Origin of the sequence: Algoriphagus aquimarinus (genome assembly GCF_900112005.1) — a bacterium.
Classification (GTDB): domain Bacteria; phylum Bacteroidota; class Bacteroidia; order Cytophagales; family Cyclobacteriaceae; genus Algoriphagus; species Algoriphagus aquimarinus.
Genome location: NZ_FOKK01000010.1, coordinates 172,021 through 188,427, shown reverse-complemented (window position 1 = coordinate 188,427; position 16,407 = coordinate 172,021). Strand labels below are relative to the sequence as shown.

Sequence of the window (16,407 nt, the reverse complement as noted above, 5' to 3'; positions counted from 1 at the left end):
TGCTTCTCCAAAAGAAGCACTTTCTGCTCGAGCTCTAACAGTTTTTGATCCTTTGATTTAGGCATCTTTAAAGTGGATTTGTTCACCCAATCAAAGTTACCATATTTCCTTAACCAGCCTGTCACTGTAGAATGAGACTGAATTCCATACTTGCGCGCGGCGGCTTTTATTCCCAATTCCCCACGCTCTATCTCTGAAACAACCGATAGTTTAAAAGCATAACTGTAATCTCGTTGGGTTCGCTTAACATACTTACTCTCTTGTTCTTCTTTCATAACATTACATTTTGTGTAACGCTATTTCAGGACGGGACAAATAGGCATAAAAAAAAAGACCGCTGATTCAGCGGTCTTTTTTACTTTTTTGTTGGCTTACCAGGGCTCGAACCTGGACTCTTCTGAACCAAAATCAGACGTGTTGCCAGTTACACCATAAGCCAGTTCCGTAGGGAGATATAACTCCTCTCCTTTAAAGTGTCACAAAGGTAGAGTCTTGCTTCTTTTTTTCCAAACCAGTATTTAAAGATTTTTGTGTTTTTTAGCTAATTGCCTTTGAATCAGCAGAAAATATTGATCTTTTAAATCGTTTATAGATTCTGTCCATAGTATCTTATAATGATATCTCTATTTGCGATAATAGAAATTGCAGGTCCTAAAATTGTGATTATGTTAACAGTGAGGAGGTTATATTGTGTAATTGAAAATATATGTTCATTTTTGTAAAAAAAATAGAAAAAAGCTACTAAACCATTATTTGTTATGCAAGTTGAGAAATTAGAAAAAACGCTGCCTGAAGTGGTGCAGAAATTAGAAAAGTTAAAATCAGGCGAAACGTTGGCAGCTGAGCTTTCTTGGTGCTGGGTGAGTTTCCAAAATGATCAGAACCCTGTTGGCGTGATCGAAAAAGGTCACGAGGCTCTAGCTTTTTTCAAGGAAGCTAGAGAAAAAAACAGTAAGGCTGTTTCTAAGAAATTGGTAGAAAGCTTTGAGAAAGCATTGAGTTAGGCACAAAAAAAACCCCGAATTATCGGGGTTTTTTATTTTTATCTGTGTGGAAGAATTACTCTCCTGACACGTTGAATTTTACGTTAGTTTTCACTTCTCTATGAAGGTCAACTTCTGCAGCAAATTCCCCAGCGCCATCAACTGGCGTATTGATAGAGATTTTCTTTCTGTCGATGTCGATACCTTGAGCTGCCAATGCGTCGGCAATCTGAAGAGTAGTTACTTTACCGAAGATTTTACCTGATTCACCGATTTTCGCTTTGATCTCTAGTGTTAGAGCTTCAAGTTTTTCTGCGATATTCTGAGCTTCAGTTTTAATCTTTTCTGCTTTGTGAGCAGCTTGCTTGATATTCTCAGCAAGAATTTTCTTGTTAGAGCCAGTTGCAAGTACTGCGAAACCCTGAGGAATCAGGTAATTTCTTCCGTACCCTGGCTTTACAGCTACCAAGTCATTCTTATAGCCAAGACCTTTGATGTCTGTTTTTAGTATGATTTCCATTTGTAATGATCTTTTGTGATTGGACGATACAAGACCGAATTATTTCAACCCATCGGTTACGAATGGCAACAAAGCCAAATGTCTTGCTTTTTTGATGGCCTGGGCCACTTTTCTCTGAAATTTCGCAGAGTTACCAGTAAGTCTTCTTGGAAGAATTTTACCTTGCTCATTGACGAACTTCAACAAGAAATTAGGATCCTTGTAGTCAATGTACTTAATGCCGTGCTTCTTGAATCGGCAATACTTTTTTCTGATTTCGCCTCTATTGATTGGCTCGTTAACTAATGTCATTTGGTGGCTTCCTCCTTAGCTTCAACTTTTTTGTTAAACTCTCCTTTTCTTCTTCTTTCGGCATAAACAATAGAGTGCTTATCCAAAACAGTAGTCAAGAATCTCATCACTTTCTCATCTCTTCGAAGTTCTACTTCGAATTTGCGGATAAGCGTAGGATCGGCCTTGAATTCAACCATAACGTAGAAACCTGTAGTCTTTTTCTCAATAGCATAAGCCATTTTCTTAAGACCCCAATTTTCCACATTAATAACGTCTGCCCCCAGTTCTTTTAACAAGTTCACAAACTTGTCGACAGTATCCTTTATCTGAACATCAGATAAAACGGGAGTTAAAATGAATACCGTCTCGTAATTTCTTTGGAACATTTTTTTAATGTGTTTAAGGAATTTAATAAACAGGATGCAAAAGTAGGAGAAATCTCGCTGTATTCCAAATGAATAGCCAAGTCAAAAGTAGAGGTAATAGAAAACATTCCACTACGTGACTGCCTAAGATTCAATAAACCGCCGTTGAATGGGCTGAGAAGTATAGTTGGTGATTATGTTTCCCAGAGATAATTGATAGATATACTTTTCAATTGTTCTCTCTTGGTCAGCGCATGTAACTGCTTCAGCTAAAAATAACTGGCTTTCATGAAAAAGCCTCCCGAAGGAGGCTTTGATTATTTTACAGTGAATGTCTTAGAGCCGACTTCATAATTGTCGACAAAAATTTTGACTTGATGTATGCCTGAGGTGTAATCGGTGCCCTTCTCGTAAAAGAAGGTGAGCTCCTGTTCAGTATTGTCAAAAATCACATCTTGTTTAACAGTGTAGAATTTCTCTGCTCCATCCATCATAAATGTGCCAGATCCCTTAGCTACATCAAATATAGGTTGTGCATTAGGGGCCAAAACCTGAACGTAAATATTCCTTGGTCCTTTCTCTGCCACCTTGTTATCTGCTAGATTAAAACTCACTTTGATACGTTCAATTTGTCGATTTCTAAAATCTTTGGTGGTTTCAACGCGTTCTTTTCCTTTGGAGTTAACCGCTGAGATCTCAATGTTTTCAGCCTTTAGCATAGATGCTACATTGACTTTGGCTTGAAGATCTTCTTTTTGAAGATTCAGCTGAGCCACCTCTTCTTCAATTTCTGCCTGAGTAGTTTTTAAGTCCTGGTTTTCTGTGAAAAGTTGTTGATTCATGGCTCGCAATTCAAGGATCTCCTGATCTTTTTGCACTATCATGCCATTGTAGCTTTTTATCTTCTCATTCAAAGCAACTATTTCTGAAGAGCTTCTTTGTCTTGATGTATTTCTTTCGGCGATTAATTGATCACGTACTTCTTCGAGCGACTTTACATCACCGCCCAGTTTCTCTATTTCTAGTATTCTTAGATCTAACTGATAAGTCACAGAGTCAAGCCGCTTGTTTAGGTCATTGTTTTCAGTAGAAAGAAGAAGAATCTCTTCGGATTTCTTGGTTCGATCTACGTAATCAGTGTACAATTTGATTCCGCTTATTATTACCAATAGTACCAAAACAATAATGATAATGTTTTTACCTTGGTCTTTCTTTTCAGGCGAGTTTTTTTCAAATTCCGTATTCATGATTTATTTAGATAAGGCTATATAATGGCTTTTTTGGACAAAGATTATTGGACTCAAAGGTACTCTACAGGCAAAACCGGTTGGGATATAGGGCATGCCTCTCCACCACTTGTGCAATATTTAGACCAAATTAAAAATAAGGGTATTCATGTCTTGATCCCTGGCGCTGGATCAGGCTATGAAGCTTCTTTCGCCATGAAATCTGGATTTACTAATATTCATCTACTCGATTTATCTGAAGAACCCTTAAAGCGTTTTGCTTCCTTGAACCCTGATTTTCCTAATGAGCATATTCATCATCAAAATTTCTTTGAACATAACGGTTCTTTTGATTTGATTTTGGAACAGACTTTCTTTTGTGCACTTAATCCAAATCTCAGAGAGGATTATTTAACCAAAATGAAAGAATTGCTAAAGCCAGGAGCAAAATTGGTTGGTGTTTGGTTTGATCGTGAATTTGACTTTGATGGTCCACCTTTTGGCGGAAAAATATCAGAATATAAAAAGCTATTTGAAAGATACTTCGAGATCAAAGTCCTGGCCCCGTGCTACAATTCTATTCCAGAGCGATTAGGTTCTGAGGTGTTCATGATCCTTGAAAATTCAAAAATCTAGTATATAGTCAGTTTTTTCTCCGGGAAAATCAAAGAACACAATGCCACATTCATAAAAGTCTAAACTTAGTTTGACTTCTGGCTTACGTTTTATTTCATCCCATGCCATTTCCATTTCTCGAGACCAATGAATGTCTCCAATGGCGATGATAGACTTAGGGTGGATTTTGGAAAGTAGTAGCTCATAATAGCGTAGTGTCCCTTCGAACGTGTGGGTTGCATCTATCAGCGCAAAGTCTATTTGGTGCAAGGGTTCTAAAGCGTTGGGGAGTGCTTCGGATAGTTCACCCACAATAATTGTAAGATTTTCATATCCATCAACTGGCTTTGCAACTCTGGCTATTTCTTCCGAGCCTTCAAAAGAATAAATTCGACCTTGGGTGACTTTGGAAAGGTACCTGCTACTGATCCCCATACAAGTGCCTAGTTCGAGCACTGTATTGGCAGCAGTTAATGAGCAGAAAAACTGATAGAGTTGTGCGAATTTCCTGTTACTGGTGCTGAATTTAGTAATATCCGCCACTCGCCTTTCAGCAGTGTTAACACTTTTAGATCCTGCACCAAAATCTTCTACATCAATAACTTCCTCAGAAGAAAGAAGCTCTTTTCTGTAGATTTCCACGTCAAGATCTTCCTCTTTTCGGGCCTGAATAAAGGCGAAAAGATTTTGGTAGGTATTGTATAGTAAGGGAGACTGAAGCGAGTATTTATCCTCTTTCTTTAGCCAGTAACTTAGATAGGAAAGGAGTGGGTAAACTTTGTTTAGCAACTCAATTGTAGAAGTAATTGGCAATCATCTGGAATTCTGGTATTACTACTTCAAATTTACTTCCATCTATAAGTTTTTCCATGAAGTATACTCCTTTCATCTTACCCAAACCAGATTTTAAGTTGCAGCCAGATACGTAGCTATGCGATTCACCAGGCTCCAAAACAGGTTGTTGCCCAACTACACCATCGCCTTCAACGATTTTTTTGATTTCTGCAGCATCAGAGATTTCCCATCTTCTGCTCATTAGCTGAACAGTTTGGTTGCTTTTGTTTTCAATAGTTACCTTGTAGGTAAATACAAAGTGGTGCTGATGTGGACTGGAAAATTCTGCCTGATAGGTTACTTCGACACTTACTTGAATGCCGGATGTTACTGTAGTTACCATATATTAAACAATTTCATAGCTAGCAAATATACAATTTATAGTTCAATATCACTAAATTCTAATGGAAGTCAAAATCGATCCGAGTTGGAAAGTTGCTTTGAATCAAGTGTTTGAGCAAAGGTTTTACGAAAACCTGGATGCATTTGTAAGAGACGAGTATGCCAGCACAAAAGTTTACCCTCCGGCGAATGAATTATTTAATTCATTTAATCATTGCCCAATAAACTCTGTGAAGGTGGTTATTCTTGGCCAAGATCCATATCATGGTCCAGGGCAAGCACATGGTTTATCTTTTTCGGTTAAGCCAGGAGTGCCATTTCCACCGAGTCTTAAGAATATTTTTAAGGAAATAGAGTCTGACTTAGGTAAACCTATACCTGCAAATGGTGACCTCACTCGATGGGCAGACCAAGGTGTTTTTTTGCTGAACGCGACATTGACTGTTCGTGCTCATGAGGCTGGTTCTCATCAGAAAAAAGGCTGGGAGGAGTTTACAGATGAGGTGATTCGAACGATCAGCGAACAGCGAGAACATGTCGTTTTTTTGCTGTGGGGAGCTTACGCGCAAAAGAAATCAGCATTGATTGATGGGAGTAGGCATTTGGTCTTGAAAGCACCACACCCTAGTCCACTTTCTTCTTATCGTGGCTTTTTTGGGTGCAAACACTTTTCAAAAGCCAATGATTATTTGGCCGTCAATGGGATTACGCCTATAGAATGGTAAAAGGAAAAGTCCAGTTTCTTAGTCTTAGACTCAGAAATAAGTCTCTGTATTTATTTCAAAAAAAAAGCCCTGAAAGTTAATTTCAGGGCTTTTAGCTTAATTTATTCCGCTAAATATTCTACTCCATCGGATCTTGCTGAACATCGATTCATGCTTGTCTAGTGAAAGCCATAGGAACCAAGCTTTACCTACGATGTGGTCTTCCGGTACAAATCCCCAGTAGCGCGAATCCAGAGAATCGTGTCGATTGTCTCCCATCATAAAGTAATAATTCTGTTTGAAAGTATAGCTTTCTACTTTTTGACCATCAATGAAGAGTTGACCGTCTTTGGCTTCTACGTTTTCGAGACCTTCATAATTCAAAATAGTAGAACTGTATTTCAACACATTATCTGCAGTCATTTGAATGGTCCAGTCCTTAGCAGGAATCTGAAGAGGGCCATAGTTATCACGGCTCCATCCTAGTGCAAGCCCATCAGGGAAAATGAGCGAATCTCCTTTATTTTTCTCTATACGCTTAGTCACAGAAGTGACTACCGGAGAAGATTCTAATCTATTCATCACTTCTTCCGTTGCAAAAACCATGTAACCTGAGCCATCACTAAAAGTCAAATGACTGTCAGGGTTAATTTCATAATCTTTGAAAAAATCTTCCGTTAGAGGTCTGTTAGTAATCACATCGTAGGAATACTGCATCTCAGAAGGTTTTTCTGCAAGCTCATTATTGACATAAGCATCGCCATTTCGTACTTCTATTATATCTCCAGAAATACCAACAGCTCGCTTGATGTAATTTGTTTTAAGATCTGTCGGATATTGGAATTCGACAGGGTAATTGAACACTACTACATCATTTCTCTGAACATCTGAGAAACCAGGTAATCTGTAATAAGGAAGCTGAATTGCATCTGAGTAAGATGGGATTTCTGATCCCCAGACTTTCTGATGCGTAAGAGGTACCTGAAGAGGTGTCATTGGGAACCGTGTTCCATAATGCATTTTACTTACGAAAAGAAAATCTCCCACTAAAAGTGATTTCTCCATTGAGGCAGTGGGGATTGTAAATGGTTCTAGAAGAAGCCAACGGATCAAACTGGCGGCTACTACTGCAAAAATCAAGGCATCACCCCATTCTCTGGCGGCTGATTTTTTATTAGTTGACTTACTCATGATTGGTTTTTAAGTTCAGAAAGATAGAAAATCATCCATGGAAAGCACGCCTTTCTTACCTTGAATCCACTCAGATACTAAAATTGCGCCAAGAGCAAAGCCTTGTCTGCTGTGTGCAGTATGTGAGATTTCAATATCATCTATTTCAGACGAATAGCGTATGATATGCGTTCCAGGAGCTGGGTCTATGCGTTTAGAAGTGATAGGTAGCGATTGTTCATTTTCGCTCACTCCTTCGGACAGATTCCAGTTGTTCAGTTCATGGATATTTTTGATAATGCCTTCAGCCAAAGTGATCGCTGTTCCAGATGGAGCGTCTTTTTTGGCGGTATGGTGAATCTCCTCTACAGAGCTTTTGTAGCCAGTAGTTTCGTTCATCAATTTGGCAAGGAATTCATTTACTTTGAAAAAGATGTTGACTCCAATACTGTAATTTGAAGCGTAGAAAAATGCGCCATTCTTAGCCTGTGTTAGCTGTTCTATTTCTGCCTTTTGTTCTAGCCAGCCAGTAGTGCCAGAGACAATAGGAATGCCTCTTTCCACAGCCCATTTGATATTTTCTACAGCTGCTTCAGGCTGGCTGAATTCAATCGCCACATCTATAGTAGCTGGATCCAGTGTATCCAACTCAGCTCGGTTGTCAATATTGATTTTTGCAGCGATGGTATGACCACGGGATTCTGCCAACTGACCTATCAGCTGACCCATTTTTCCGTAGCCTAGAAGTAAAATATTCATTAGTTAAAAATTGAGTTTTATAGAAAGTCCAACAGAAGTATTATTGGATGAGAATCTTTCGTAGTGAGGTTCAAATTTCAATGCGATATCATCTGAGACATCAAAGCCCGATAAATGTGCATCCACATTCGCATCTATTAAGTTAAGCGCATAAATTCCCCCTAGAAGCAGGTAGCACAGATCGCGATTTTTCCTCCAGTAGTTTACATTTCGTACGAGCCCATCACGGTTCAAGCTGGGGAAATCAGTTACTAATTCATCGTCAAAGTCTGAAAGTGCTTGTTTGAACACTTGATAGAGGCGATTATTATAATTTATAAAGTAAATATCGGTAATGAATCCCCCATAAATTAAAGGGACTTTCCAGGATTTTCCATTATAAACTTGCCCTGCTCCAGGTAAAATTGCCGAGAGTATGGTGGCTTTTCGAGGATTCTTAGGCAGTGAAGAATAATCAGGCTTTTCTTTAGGTTTTGGAGGTGCTGGGCTTTCTTTCTCTTGAGCAAGGGCCACGGTGCTCAGACTAAAACAGAAAAGCAAAAGTCCCACTAATATCAGTGGGGCTTTACTATTGAATTTGCTATGAGAAACTGGGAGCTTCAAGGTTAGATGATTTCCAAAATTTCGAGAATTCGATTCAAATCAGATGCAGAATTAAAAGGGATTTTAATTTCGCCTTTATTTTTGGGATTTGACTTCAATGCGACTTTGGTTCCAAAGTGAGAAGCCAATTGCTGCTGGAGCTTATTGATCTCATATTTCCTAACTGGATCTAATTCTGGCTTGGAAGGTTTCTCCGGTGTTCCTTCGTTCAAAGCCTTAACTAGAGCTTCCACGTTACGAACACTTAATTCTTCATCTACAGCTTTCTTGAAAATGGCAAGTTGCTTGTCTACATCTTCAATATTAATCAAAGCTCTAGCATGCCCCATAGACAACTGCTGATCTCGAATAGCACTTTGGATGGTAGGAGGGAGCTTCAGAAGACGTAAATAGTTATTTACGGTAGTTCTGTTTTTTCCCACTCTGTCTCCCAACTCCTCTTGCTTTAGGTCACACTCAGCAAGCAATCGCTGATAAGATTGTGCAATTTCAAGTGCATTTAGATTTTCACGTTGTATGTTTTCAATCAGCGCCATTTCTAGCATCTGCTGATCATTGGCAGTACGAACGTATGCGGGAATTTGAGTTAACCCCGCAATTTTGGAAGCTTGAAATCTACGTTCTCCAGAGATTAATTGATACTCATCGGTATCGAGTTTTCTAACCGTAATAGGCTGAATGATTCCTTGAACCTTGATAGATTCTGCAAGTTCAGCCAAAGCGTCTTTGTCGAAATGAACCCTAGGCTGAAAAGGATTGACCTGAATTTGGTCAAGCGGAATTTCGAAAATCCCAGTTTTAACAACCTCAGGTAATATTTCCTCAGATTTATGTTTGGCTGGACTGTCTTCTAGTAGAGCTCCAAGACCTCTTCCCAAGACACTTTTTTTTCTATTCGGTTTCTGGTCTGACATAGTTATTTGGTCACTTTTTGCAGATCATTTTTCTGCGCGATTTCGCCTGCAAGATTAAGATAAGCTACTGCACCTTTTCCATCTGCATCAAAGGAAATAGCTGGTAAACCAAAACTAGGAGCCTCACTTAGCCTCACGTTTCGAGGAATGATGGTATCGAAAACCATGTTTTTGAAATGTAATCTTACCTCTTCTACCACTTGATTAGACAGACGCAGTCTGACATCGTACATGGTAAGCAAGATACCTTCGATTTCCAAATCAGGATTTAATCTGGTTTGAATGATTTTTATGGTATTCAGTAATTTACCTAAGCCTTCTAATGCAAAGTATTCGCATTGAACTGGGATGATTACTGAATTAGCTGCGGTAAGCGCGTTGATCGTAATTAATCCTAAGGAAGGAGAACAATCAATGATGATGAAATCATATAGTTCTTTAAGATCACTAATGACCTCTTTCATCTTCTCTTCGCGGTTGTCCAAGTTGATCATTTCCACTTCGGCACCGACTAAGTCAATGTGTGATGGTACCAGATCAAGATACTCTAGATCAGTTTTGTGAATAATCTCTTTTACATCGATTCCATCCACCATACACTCGTAAATACTCGTGTTGACAGATTTGGGATCATGACCTAGTCCGGAGGTTGTATTAGCCTGTGGATCAGCGTCAATCACCAGGGTCTTAAATTCCAGGACAGCTAAACTAGCCGCCAGGTTCATCGCTGTGGTAGTTTTGCCTACTCCGCCTTTTTGATTGGCTATGGCAATGATTTTTCCCATGGTGTTAATTGAAGAGTAATTTAATCTCAATATTAAGCAAAATGAATTCTTTTCCGGCTGATCTCTCTGCTTTTTTTAGCATTTCCTAAATGACCTAAAATCAAGATTTTAGCAATATGCTATAGGGTAGATGTTAGCTAATCTTTTGAAATATAGCGGATTAAGTAAAATCATATCCACTACGAGGGGCTTTTGAAGGGAGAATATTTTCTTAATCAATCAATTCTTAATTCTAGTTAAGGGTAACGATTGATTTTGGGATTAATTACACTTGATGAGGAAGTCTTAACACAAAAAAAGGAGCCCGATGTGGGCTCCTTTTGAATTATTTTTTGCGAGTATTATCTGCTGCTTTCATCGCATTTTCCAGTTTTTGCTGGAATTTAGATTTCTTTTTATCCACATTTTTCAATTTGCTCTCTTCCACTTTTGCTCTTATTTTCTCATCATCCACGAATAGTTTGATCATAGCTTGCTGACCAAATGTAACCATGTTGGATACGAAGTAATAGAAACTCAAACCTGCAGGGTAGGAGTTCAAAATGAACATGAACATGACTGGCATGATGTACCCCAAGTTTTTCATTGGTCCAGTCGCCGTAGTCAGTTGGTTGTTGAAGTGTGTGTAGATGATCTGAGACACAGTCATCAACAACGTAAACATACTCACATGTGATCCATAGAAAGGAATCGTAAAGGGCAGATTGAAAAAGGTATCATATGTAGAAAGGTCTGTCGCCCATAGGAAAGATTCCTGACGAAGTTCGATCGCATTAGGAAAGAAAAAGAACATCGCAAACAGGAATGGCATCTGAAGCACCATAGGTAAACATCCAGAGATTGGACTCACCCCAAGCTTGGAGAACAACTTCATTTGTTCTTGCTGCATTTTGGTTGCGTCATCACCGTACTTCTCTTTTAGCTCATCGATTTCAGGCTTGATTACTCTCATTTTTGCCATTCCTATGTAGGACTTGTAGGTCAATGGGAAAAGTGCGAGTTTGATCAGGAATACAATGATAACAATGATGACACCGTAGTTGGTGAAGAACTTCTCTAGGAATGCAAACAGATTGACGATAATGTACTTGTTAACCCAGCTTACAAAGAAGTAACCCATGTCCACATTGTCTTCAAAGCCATCAGTGACTTTCTTCAAAGTCTTATACTTATCTGGGCCGAAATAGTAAGTGAATCCAGCCTTGCCATCCTGAAGAGGAATAGATAGGCTAGTTGCCATCGTACGTACGATAGAGCTATCCGCCGGAGTGCTTTGAGTGATGGATACATTTTGGAAATCTGTATCTGCAATCATCGCAGCCGTAAAGAATCGCTGACTGAAACTTACCCATTTTACTGGTTCTGCAATAGTCTCTTGCTCTAGATCATCTCCTGCACCAAGGTTATCAAAAGAACCTGATGTGGTGTAATAATTAAGTCTAGACTGTCTTCTGGATTCGGCCAAATTCATCTCCTGAGCAATTACTTGGTCTTCCCACGTTAGTGCTAGTGCATTGCCTGTGAAAACACCCGGGTAACGATCTATCTCGAAGGATTTCTTTACTTCATAACTACCGTCCGCAAGGGTGTAGGTCTGAATAATTTGCCCACTTTCGGAGCCAGACTTCAGTGTAAGTGTTTGAATCTTTACACCTTCTTCGTTCTCATTACTTTCTATTGAAGAAGTGAAATAAAGGTCATTTAAGTCTAATGGGCCATTTTTGCTTTCGATGATAAAGTCCATTTTAGAACTTTCTTCATTGAAGAGCTCCAAAGGCTCCATATTCCAGCTTTTGTATTCTTTTAGAATTACCTCATTGACTTGAGCTCCTTTTGAAGAGATCTTTACTTGAATTAAATCGTTTTCAAGTGTAAGATCTTTTTCTTCTCCTACAGTCATGGATGCTAACACACCGTATTTTGCAAGTCTTGCGGCATCCATTGTGCTGTCGTTATCAGAATTAGTTTCTGTTAACGTAGACTGGTTTGCGGCATTAGATTGAACCGATTCTGTTTGAGTGGTAGTTGCTGTCTCCACCTCAGGTATCTCCGGTGCGCTCGCAAAGAAAAACGAGTAGACTAGGATAACTGCTGCAAAAAGGATCAAACCTGTTGCTTGATTTCTGTCCATAAAGATTAATCGTAAACCCGATAAAGTAGCTTCGGGGAGTTTTTATTTAATTTTTTTGTCCGCAGCCGCTTGGATGAATTTCACAAATAGTGGCTGAGGAGTGAGTACGGTACTTTTATATTCTGGGTGGAACTGCACACCAACAAACCATGGGTGGTTTTTGATTTCCACGATTTCCACTAAGCCTGTTTCTGGATTTTTTCCTGTAGCAATCATGCCATGCTCTTCCATAGTCGCTAGATAGTCGTTGTTAAACTCATATCTATGGCGGTGTCTTTCTTGGATTTTAGACTTTCCATAAGCTTGAAAGGCTTTACTTCCTTTTTTGAGGTCGCAAGCATACGAACCTAGACGCATAGTTCCGCCCATTTGGTCAATATTTTTTTGCTCTTCCATCAATCCGATAACTGGAGTAGAGGTAGTTGGATCCATCTCCGTACTATTTGCGTTTTTCAAATTGAGTACGTTTCTGGCGTATTCGATAACAGCTACCTGCATTCCAAGACATATTCCAAGGAATGGAATATTGTTTTCTCGTGCATATTTCACCGTTTCGATTTTCCCCTCAAAACCTCGCTCACCAAATCCTGGAGCAACTAAGATTCCGTCTAGATCCTGGAGCTTGTGCGCAATGTTATCAGGATTAATTTCTTCTGATGAAATTAATCGAAGATTTACATCACACTCAATCGATGCACCTGCATGAGTGAATGACTCAATAATTGATTTATAGGCATCAGGTAAGGAAACATATTTTCCCACCAAGCCGATAGTCACTTCTTGAGTTGGGTTTTTGAGTTTTCCGAGGAAATCTTTCCAGTTTTCCAGATCAGTATTTTCTTTGGATGTAAGCTTCAGCTTAGTCATCACTCGCTCATCCAGCTTCTCCTTTTTCATTAAAAGAGGTACATCATAGATCGAGTCAGCATCCATTGCTTCTATTACGTTGTTCAATTGAACGTTACAGAATAGAGCAAGCTTTTTCTTTACGTCAGCAGGCAAATGATATTCTGTACGACAAACCAATATATCCGGCTGAATACCAGCTTCGAGCAATTGTTTTACCGAGTGCTGAGTTGGCTTTGTCTTTAATTCTTTGGCAGCTTTGAGGTAAGGAATCAGGGTGAGGTGAATCACCAAAAAGCGATTTGGACCTAGATCCCATTTAGCTTGTCTTACTGCCTCGATGAATGGAAGTGACTCGATATCACCTACGCAACCACCGATTTCTGTGATTACAACATCGAATTCACCTTCTTCACCTAATTTGTAAAAATTAGCTTTGATTTCGTCCGTAATGTGAGGGATGACCTGAACAGTCTTACCTAGGAATTCGCCCTTGCGCTCCTTTGTAATCACATTATTATAGATCCTGCCAGTGGTGATATTGTTGCCCTGAGAAGTAGTGATATTCAGAAAGCGCTCATAATGACCAAGATCCAAGTCTGTCTCTGCACCATCATCAGTCACATAGCATTCGCCATGTTCGTAAGGATTTAGCGTGCCTGGATCGATATTCAGATAAGGGTCAAACTTTTGGATGGTTACTTTGAAGCCTCTGGCCTGAAGCAGTTTGCCTAATGAGGCTGCTATGATGCCTTTGCCGAGAGAGGAAGTAACTCCTCCGGTAATAAATATGTATTTGGTGCTTGAAGCCATAAGAATGGGGGAGATTGGAAATTTGTTTGGATTCTTATGGGGCTCAAAATTATGGAAAAATTCCCGATTAATGGCTTTTTGAACTTGAGATAGATCACTTTTCTCAAATTTCTTCCTCAGATGCTCAAAAGTATATCGCGACAATATGTGTCAATTATTAGTAAGTCAGGTTAGGTTGAGGTAATTTTAATCATGGGGTTTTCAACTTTAAAGACCAACTAAATAAGTGACCGAATTTTCATTTGAAACTAGTAAACATGAAAAATATGAGACCGTTAAATAGAAAAGTTATTTTGGTAGATCGCACGCTCGATCAAAAAACAATTGACTGGAGTCAGCTTGAAGTTGATGAAAAAGAGGCTTTTATATTGGATCCTTTTAAGTTGTTCACACAAATAGATTGGACTAGATTTGAAGACAACGTAGAGGTAATAAACATAGTTTATTCTGATTTATTTGAGGCTTTGGTAGTGGAAAGAAAGACTTTAATATGCTACTGGCCTATGCTGAATTTTCCAGATGATCAGTGGGTTCAATTGTTGGAACAGTGCAAATCTACTGGCATTCAAATGTTAGTAAATTATACTAAAGATAGAGGCGGTGATTCAAATGATATGCTACCTGAATTTCAAGAAGTATGGAAATCCTTTGTTTTATTTATGGTTGAGTCACTTTTTGAAGATATTCAACTTAATGAAGGCTTTGAAGAAATCGCTTGGCTTAAAAATTCTGAAGAATCCATTTTATTGTTTAGCGTTGATGAGAATGGTGTGTCAAAGTATTCCTATTTATTGTGTGAAAATGCTGTGTTTGAATTTGAAACTTCCTTCGAGGTTCAAAAGAAAATTGTAGCTAATGCTATTCCTTTTTACAATTCTATTGAGCAGTTGATGGAAATGTTGCAATTGGAAATAAATCTAGGAAAATGTATTACAACATATGTAAATAGGCGTTTGGAAAAAAATTATTTTAATTCCTTATTGAAAAAACACAATTCAAATAATTTAATCCAGCATTGGATAGAAAACTATTCTGATAATTAGAAGATTAGCTATTTGCATTTTTAAATGTTAAAAAATATTTTTTCGAACAAAACTTTTTATTCGGAGTTTAATATTTCTATATATTGCAGGATTATTAATAAAACTACTATTAACAAGTAAAAATATGAGAGATTTAATCAAAGAAGCTATCGCTGATCTTAAAAAAGGTGATGGTTTTATTTATGTAACTTCAGATGGAAATAAGATCGATTTACATGAAGCTGCTACAAAAGGAATTGCAGTTACTCCTGTGAACCCAAAAGATCAAGTTATTAAGAAATTAGAAGCAGCAGGTCTTCATTTGAATGACGGTAGATTCCTTAATGAATTGAACGAATTGATCTCACTTGTTACTGGCAGCAGCGCTGCTGCTAAGACTTCTAAAAGAAGAACGTTCAGCGACGCTGAGAAGAGCAAGATTGTAGAAGAGTGGCAAAAGGTAGAAGCTGCAGGTAAGAAGACTAAAGCGGCTTTTGCTAGAGAAATTGGAGTTGGATATCAGACATTCATCAACTGGTTGAGAGGTTAATCTCTTATCCTTGATAAGTAAAAAAGGCAACCGTAATGGTTGCCTTTTTTGTTTTCTGATGATCTTAAATTCTACTCAGTTCTTACTTCTTTAGCTTATAAATAATACAATCGTATCAGTTATTAAATAAAACAAGACTAGTCTGTATACTTAATAGAAATGCCCCCATAGATTTTGTCTAAGGGGGCATGTCAAACAGAATGTTTGGTTCCTGTAACTAGAATGAGTTAATCAATTTGTCTTAGCAAGATTTTCCTTAACTAATCCAAAATCTGGATCAAGCGATAAAGCTTCTTCAAAAGCCGCTTTAGCTTCAACTTTAGAACCTTGATCCAAGTAGATCATTCCTTTCAGGTTCAATGCAGCCGCTTTCATAGAAACTTCTTGATTTTCAGTCTGGGATTTTGGGAATCCAACCTTCTCGTCTGGCTTAGCATTTTTTACAAGCATGTTCACAGAATTCATAGCCTCTTGGTATTTCTTCAAGCTGTATTGAATAAAGGCTGATTTGTAAAGGCTGAAATTATCACCTCCGAGTAGGTATAAACTTTCGAAATAAGGCAGAGATTTCTCTAACGCACCTACCTGCTCCAATGAGTATGCAGCAATCTCGAGAGATGTTACGCTTTTATCATTGATTTGTAAGACATCCATGGAAACTAGTGCTGCAGACATCGCCTGTCCAGCTTCATAATACACCGTACCCAATAATTCTACGTAGCGTAAATCATCAGGATTTCTGATAATCAGATTGTACAGGAAAGTTTTGGCAGCCGCAATGTCATTGTAGCGCAATGCTAGCTGATAAGCTGCCTGATCAGAATTGTTTAAGGTTTTCTTAAGTTTTGGGTCGAGTCTGGCTACAGAGTCTGCAGTTTGTGCAATGGTTGTGCTGGCGCAAAAGGCCATAAGCAGCATGAATAAAACGCGCTTCATTTGATGTGATTTTTAA

At 38.6% G+C, this 16,407-nt stretch carries 20 protein-coding genes and 1 tRNA gene; 5 read left to right on the top strand and 16 right to left on the bottom strand.

What is annotated here, in order from left to right:
* Both BM291_RS14360 and BM291_RS14355 read right to left on the bottom strand, forming a co-directional pair.
* On the bottom strand, window positions 1-275 hold a 275-nt coding region (locus BM291_RS14360), incomplete at its 3' end, for a helix-turn-helix domain-containing protein (protein ID WP_139229102.1).
* A 91-nt stretch (window positions 276-366) separates the two neighbouring features.
* Window positions 367-439, bottom strand: a tRNA-Gln gene (locus BM291_RS14355).
* 319 nt (window positions 440-758) lie between these two features.
* Here BM291_RS14355 and BM291_RS14350 point away from each other — a divergent pair.
* Window positions 759-1,004 (top strand): hypothetical protein, encoded by a 246-nt coding sequence (locus BM291_RS14350; RefSeq protein WP_092898604.1) that lies wholly within the window; start codon window positions 759-761, stop codon window positions 1,002-1,004.
* Window positions 1,005-1,059: 55 nt separating this feature from the next.
* On the opposite strand, the gene rplI is transcribed toward BM291_RS14350, so the two are convergent.
* The 4 genes from rplI to BM291_RS14330 form a co-directional block, all read right to left on the bottom strand.
* Entirely contained in the window at window positions 1,060-1,503 is a 444-nt protein-coding gene (gene rplI, locus BM291_RS14345) for a 50S ribosomal protein L9 (RefSeq protein WP_091695020.1), read from the bottom strand.
* 39 nt (window positions 1,504-1,542) lie between these two features.
* A complete protein-coding gene (gene rpsR / locus BM291_RS14340) occupies window positions 1,543-1,794 on the bottom strand; it encodes a 30S ribosomal protein S18 (RefSeq protein WP_057937597.1) in 252 nt (83 codons plus the stop codon).
* A complete protein-coding gene (rpsF, locus tag BM291_RS14335) occupies window positions 1,791-2,162 on the bottom strand; it encodes a 30S ribosomal protein S6 (RefSeq protein WP_092898602.1) in 372 nt (123 codons plus the stop codon). Before rpsF ends, rpsR begins: the two co-directional genes overlap by 4 nt.
* Window positions 2,163-2,458: 296 nt before the next feature.
* Window positions 2,459-3,388 (bottom strand): coiled-coil domain-containing protein, encoded by a 930-nt coding sequence (locus tag BM291_RS14330; protein WP_092898600.1) that lies wholly within the window; start codon window positions 3,386-3,388, stop codon window positions 2,459-2,461.
* A gap of 24 nt (window positions 3,389-3,412) precedes the next feature.
* Between BM291_RS14330 and BM291_RS14325 the strand changes: the two genes are divergently transcribed.
* Window positions 3,413-4,003, top strand: a complete 591-nt coding sequence (locus tag BM291_RS14325; RefSeq protein ID WP_092898598.1) for a methyltransferase — start codon at window positions 3,413-3,415, stop codon at window positions 4,001-4,003.
* Here BM291_RS14325 and BM291_RS14320 read toward each other — a convergent pair.
* Window positions 3,992-4,795, bottom strand: a complete 804-nt coding sequence (locus tag BM291_RS14320) for an O-methyltransferase (protein WP_245786885.1) — start codon at window positions 4,793-4,795, stop codon at window positions 3,992-3,994. The two genes, BM291_RS14325 and BM291_RS14320, sit on opposite strands and share 12 nt — an antisense overlap.
* Window positions 4,773-5,159 carry a Co2+/Mg2+ efflux protein ApaG gene (gene apaG / locus BM291_RS14315; RefSeq protein WP_092898596.1) on the bottom strand — a complete coding sequence of 129 codons (387 nt, stop codon included), beginning with the start codon at window positions 5,157-5,159 and terminating at the stop codon, window positions 4,773-4,775. Before apaG ends, BM291_RS14320 begins: the two co-directional genes overlap by 23 nt.
* 61 nt (window positions 5,160-5,220) lie before the next feature.
* Here apaG and ung point away from each other — a divergent pair, with 61 nt between their 5' ends.
* The gene (ung, locus tag BM291_RS14310) at window positions 5,221-5,883 is read left to right on the top strand and encodes a uracil-DNA glycosylase (protein ID WP_092898595.1); all 663 of its coding nucleotides are present in this window, start codon (window positions 5,221-5,223) and stop codon (window positions 5,881-5,883) included.
* A 96-nt stretch (window positions 5,884-5,979) separates the two neighbouring features.
* Here the strand turns inward: ung and lepB are convergent, their stop codons facing one another.
* From lepB to BM291_RS14275, 7 genes are all read right to left on the bottom strand, one after another.
* The gene (gene lepB / locus BM291_RS14305; RefSeq protein ID WP_092898593.1) at window positions 5,980-7,053 is read right to left on the bottom strand and encodes a signal peptidase I; all 1,074 of its coding nucleotides are present in this window, start codon (window positions 7,051-7,053) and stop codon (window positions 5,980-5,982) included.
* A gap of 15 nt (window positions 7,054-7,068) precedes the next feature.
* Window positions 7,069-7,791, bottom strand: coding sequence for a 4-hydroxy-tetrahydrodipicolinate reductase (gene dapB, locus BM291_RS14300; protein WP_092898591.1), 723 nt, complete (start codon window positions 7,789-7,791; stop codon window positions 7,069-7,071).
* A 3-nt stretch (window positions 7,792-7,794) separates the two neighbouring features.
* The gene (locus BM291_RS14295) at window positions 7,795-8,394 is read right to left on the bottom strand and encodes a DUF5683 domain-containing protein (RefSeq protein WP_245786884.1); all 600 of its coding nucleotides are present in this window, start codon (window positions 8,392-8,394) and stop codon (window positions 7,795-7,797) included.
* A 2-nt stretch (window positions 8,395-8,396) separates the two neighbouring features.
* A complete protein-coding gene (locus BM291_RS14290) occupies window positions 8,397-9,308 on the bottom strand; it encodes a ParB/RepB/Spo0J family partition protein (RefSeq protein ID WP_092898589.1) in 912 nt (303 codons plus the stop codon).
* Between the two features lie 2 nt (window positions 9,309-9,310).
* Window positions 9,311-10,093, bottom strand: coding sequence for a ParA family protein (locus BM291_RS14285; protein ID WP_092898587.1), 783 nt, complete (start codon window positions 10,091-10,093; stop codon window positions 9,311-9,313).
* A gap of 325 nt (window positions 10,094-10,418) precedes the next feature.
* Complete coding sequence (gene yidC / locus BM291_RS14280; RefSeq protein WP_092898585.1) at window positions 10,419-12,224, bottom strand: membrane protein insertase YidC; 1,806 nt, start codon at window positions 12,222-12,224, stop codon at window positions 10,419-10,421.
* Between the two features lie 42 nt (window positions 12,225-12,266).
* A complete protein-coding gene (locus tag BM291_RS14275) occupies window positions 12,267-13,883 on the bottom strand; it encodes a CTP synthase (protein WP_092898583.1) in 1,617 nt (538 codons plus the stop codon).
* A 257-nt stretch (window positions 13,884-14,140) separates the two neighbouring features.
* Between BM291_RS14275 and BM291_RS14270 the strand changes: the two genes are divergently transcribed.
* Both BM291_RS14270 and BM291_RS14265 read left to right on the top strand, forming a co-directional pair.
* Window positions 14,141-14,926 carry a hypothetical protein gene (locus tag BM291_RS14270; protein WP_092898581.1) on the top strand — a complete coding sequence of 262 codons (786 nt, stop codon included), beginning with the start codon at window positions 14,141-14,143 and terminating at the stop codon, window positions 14,924-14,926.
* A gap of 124 nt (window positions 14,927-15,050) precedes the next feature.
* Window positions 15,051-15,455 carry a hypothetical protein gene (locus tag BM291_RS14265; protein WP_092898579.1) on the top strand — a complete coding sequence of 135 codons (405 nt, stop codon included), beginning with the start codon at window positions 15,051-15,053 and terminating at the stop codon, window positions 15,453-15,455.
* A 231-nt stretch (window positions 15,456-15,686) separates the two neighbouring features.
* Here BM291_RS14265 and BM291_RS14260 read toward each other — a convergent pair whose 3' ends face one another.
* A complete protein-coding gene (locus BM291_RS14260) occupies window positions 15,687-16,391 on the bottom strand; it encodes a tetratricopeptide repeat protein (protein ID WP_092898577.1) in 705 nt (234 codons plus the stop codon).
* Window positions 16,392-16,407: the final 16 nt, after the last annotated feature.

Coding starts and splice junctions, on each gene's coding strand:
- BM291_RS14350 (WP_092898604.1), top strand. CDS start 759: ATGCAAGTTGAGAAATTAGAAAAAACGCTGCCTGAAGTGGTGCAGAAA.
- rplI (WP_091695020.1), bottom strand. CDS start 1,503: ATGGAAATCATACTAAAAACAGACATCAAAGGTCTTGGCTATAAGAAT.
- rpsR (WP_057937597.1), bottom strand. CDS start 1,794: ATGACATTAGTTAACGAGCCAATCAATAGAGGCGAAATCAGAAAAAAG.
- rpsF (WP_092898602.1), bottom strand. CDS start 2,162: ATGTTCCAAAGAAATTACGAGACGGTATTCATTTTAACTCCCGTTTTA.
- BM291_RS14330 (WP_092898600.1), bottom strand. CDS start 3,388: ATGAATACGGAATTTGAAAAAAACTCGCCTGAAAAGAAAGACCAAGGT.
- BM291_RS14325 (WP_092898598.1), top strand. CDS start 3,413: ATGGCTTTTTTGGACAAAGATTATTGGACTCAAAGGTACTCTACAGGC.
- apaG (WP_092898596.1), bottom strand. CDS start 5,159: ATGGTAACTACAGTAACATCCGGCATTCAAGTAAGTGTCGAAGTAACC.
- ung (WP_092898595.1), top strand. CDS start 5,221: ATGGAAGTCAAAATCGATCCGAGTTGGAAAGTTGCTTTGAATCAAGTG.
- lepB (WP_092898593.1), bottom strand. CDS start 7,053: ATGAGTAAGTCAACTAATAAAAAATCAGCCGCCAGAGAATGGGGTGAT.
- dapB (WP_092898591.1), bottom strand. CDS start 7,791: ATGAATATTTTACTTCTAGGCTACGGAAAAATGGGTCAGCTGATAGGT.
- BM291_RS14290 (WP_092898589.1), bottom strand. CDS start 9,308: ATGTCAGACCAGAAACCGAATAGAAAAAAAAGTGTCTTGGGAAGAGGT.
- BM291_RS14285 (WP_092898587.1), bottom strand. CDS start 10,093: ATGGGAAAAATCATTGCCATAGCCAATCAAAAAGGCGGAGTAGGCAAA.
- yidC (WP_092898585.1), bottom strand. CDS start 12,224: ATGGACAGAAATCAAGCAACAGGTTTGATCCTTTTTGCAGCAGTTATC.
- BM291_RS14275 (WP_092898583.1), bottom strand. CDS start 13,883: ATGGCTTCAAGCACCAAATACATATTTATTACCGGAGGAGTTACTTCC.
- BM291_RS14270 (WP_092898581.1), top strand. CDS start 14,141: ATGAAAAATATGAGACCGTTAAATAGAAAAGTTATTTTGGTAGATCGC.
- BM291_RS14265 (WP_092898579.1), top strand. CDS start 15,051: ATGAGAGATTTAATCAAAGAAGCTATCGCTGATCTTAAAAAAGGTGAT.
- BM291_RS14260 (WP_092898577.1), bottom strand. CDS start 16,391: ATGAAGCGCGTTTTATTCATGCTGCTTATGGCCTTTTGCGCCAGCACA.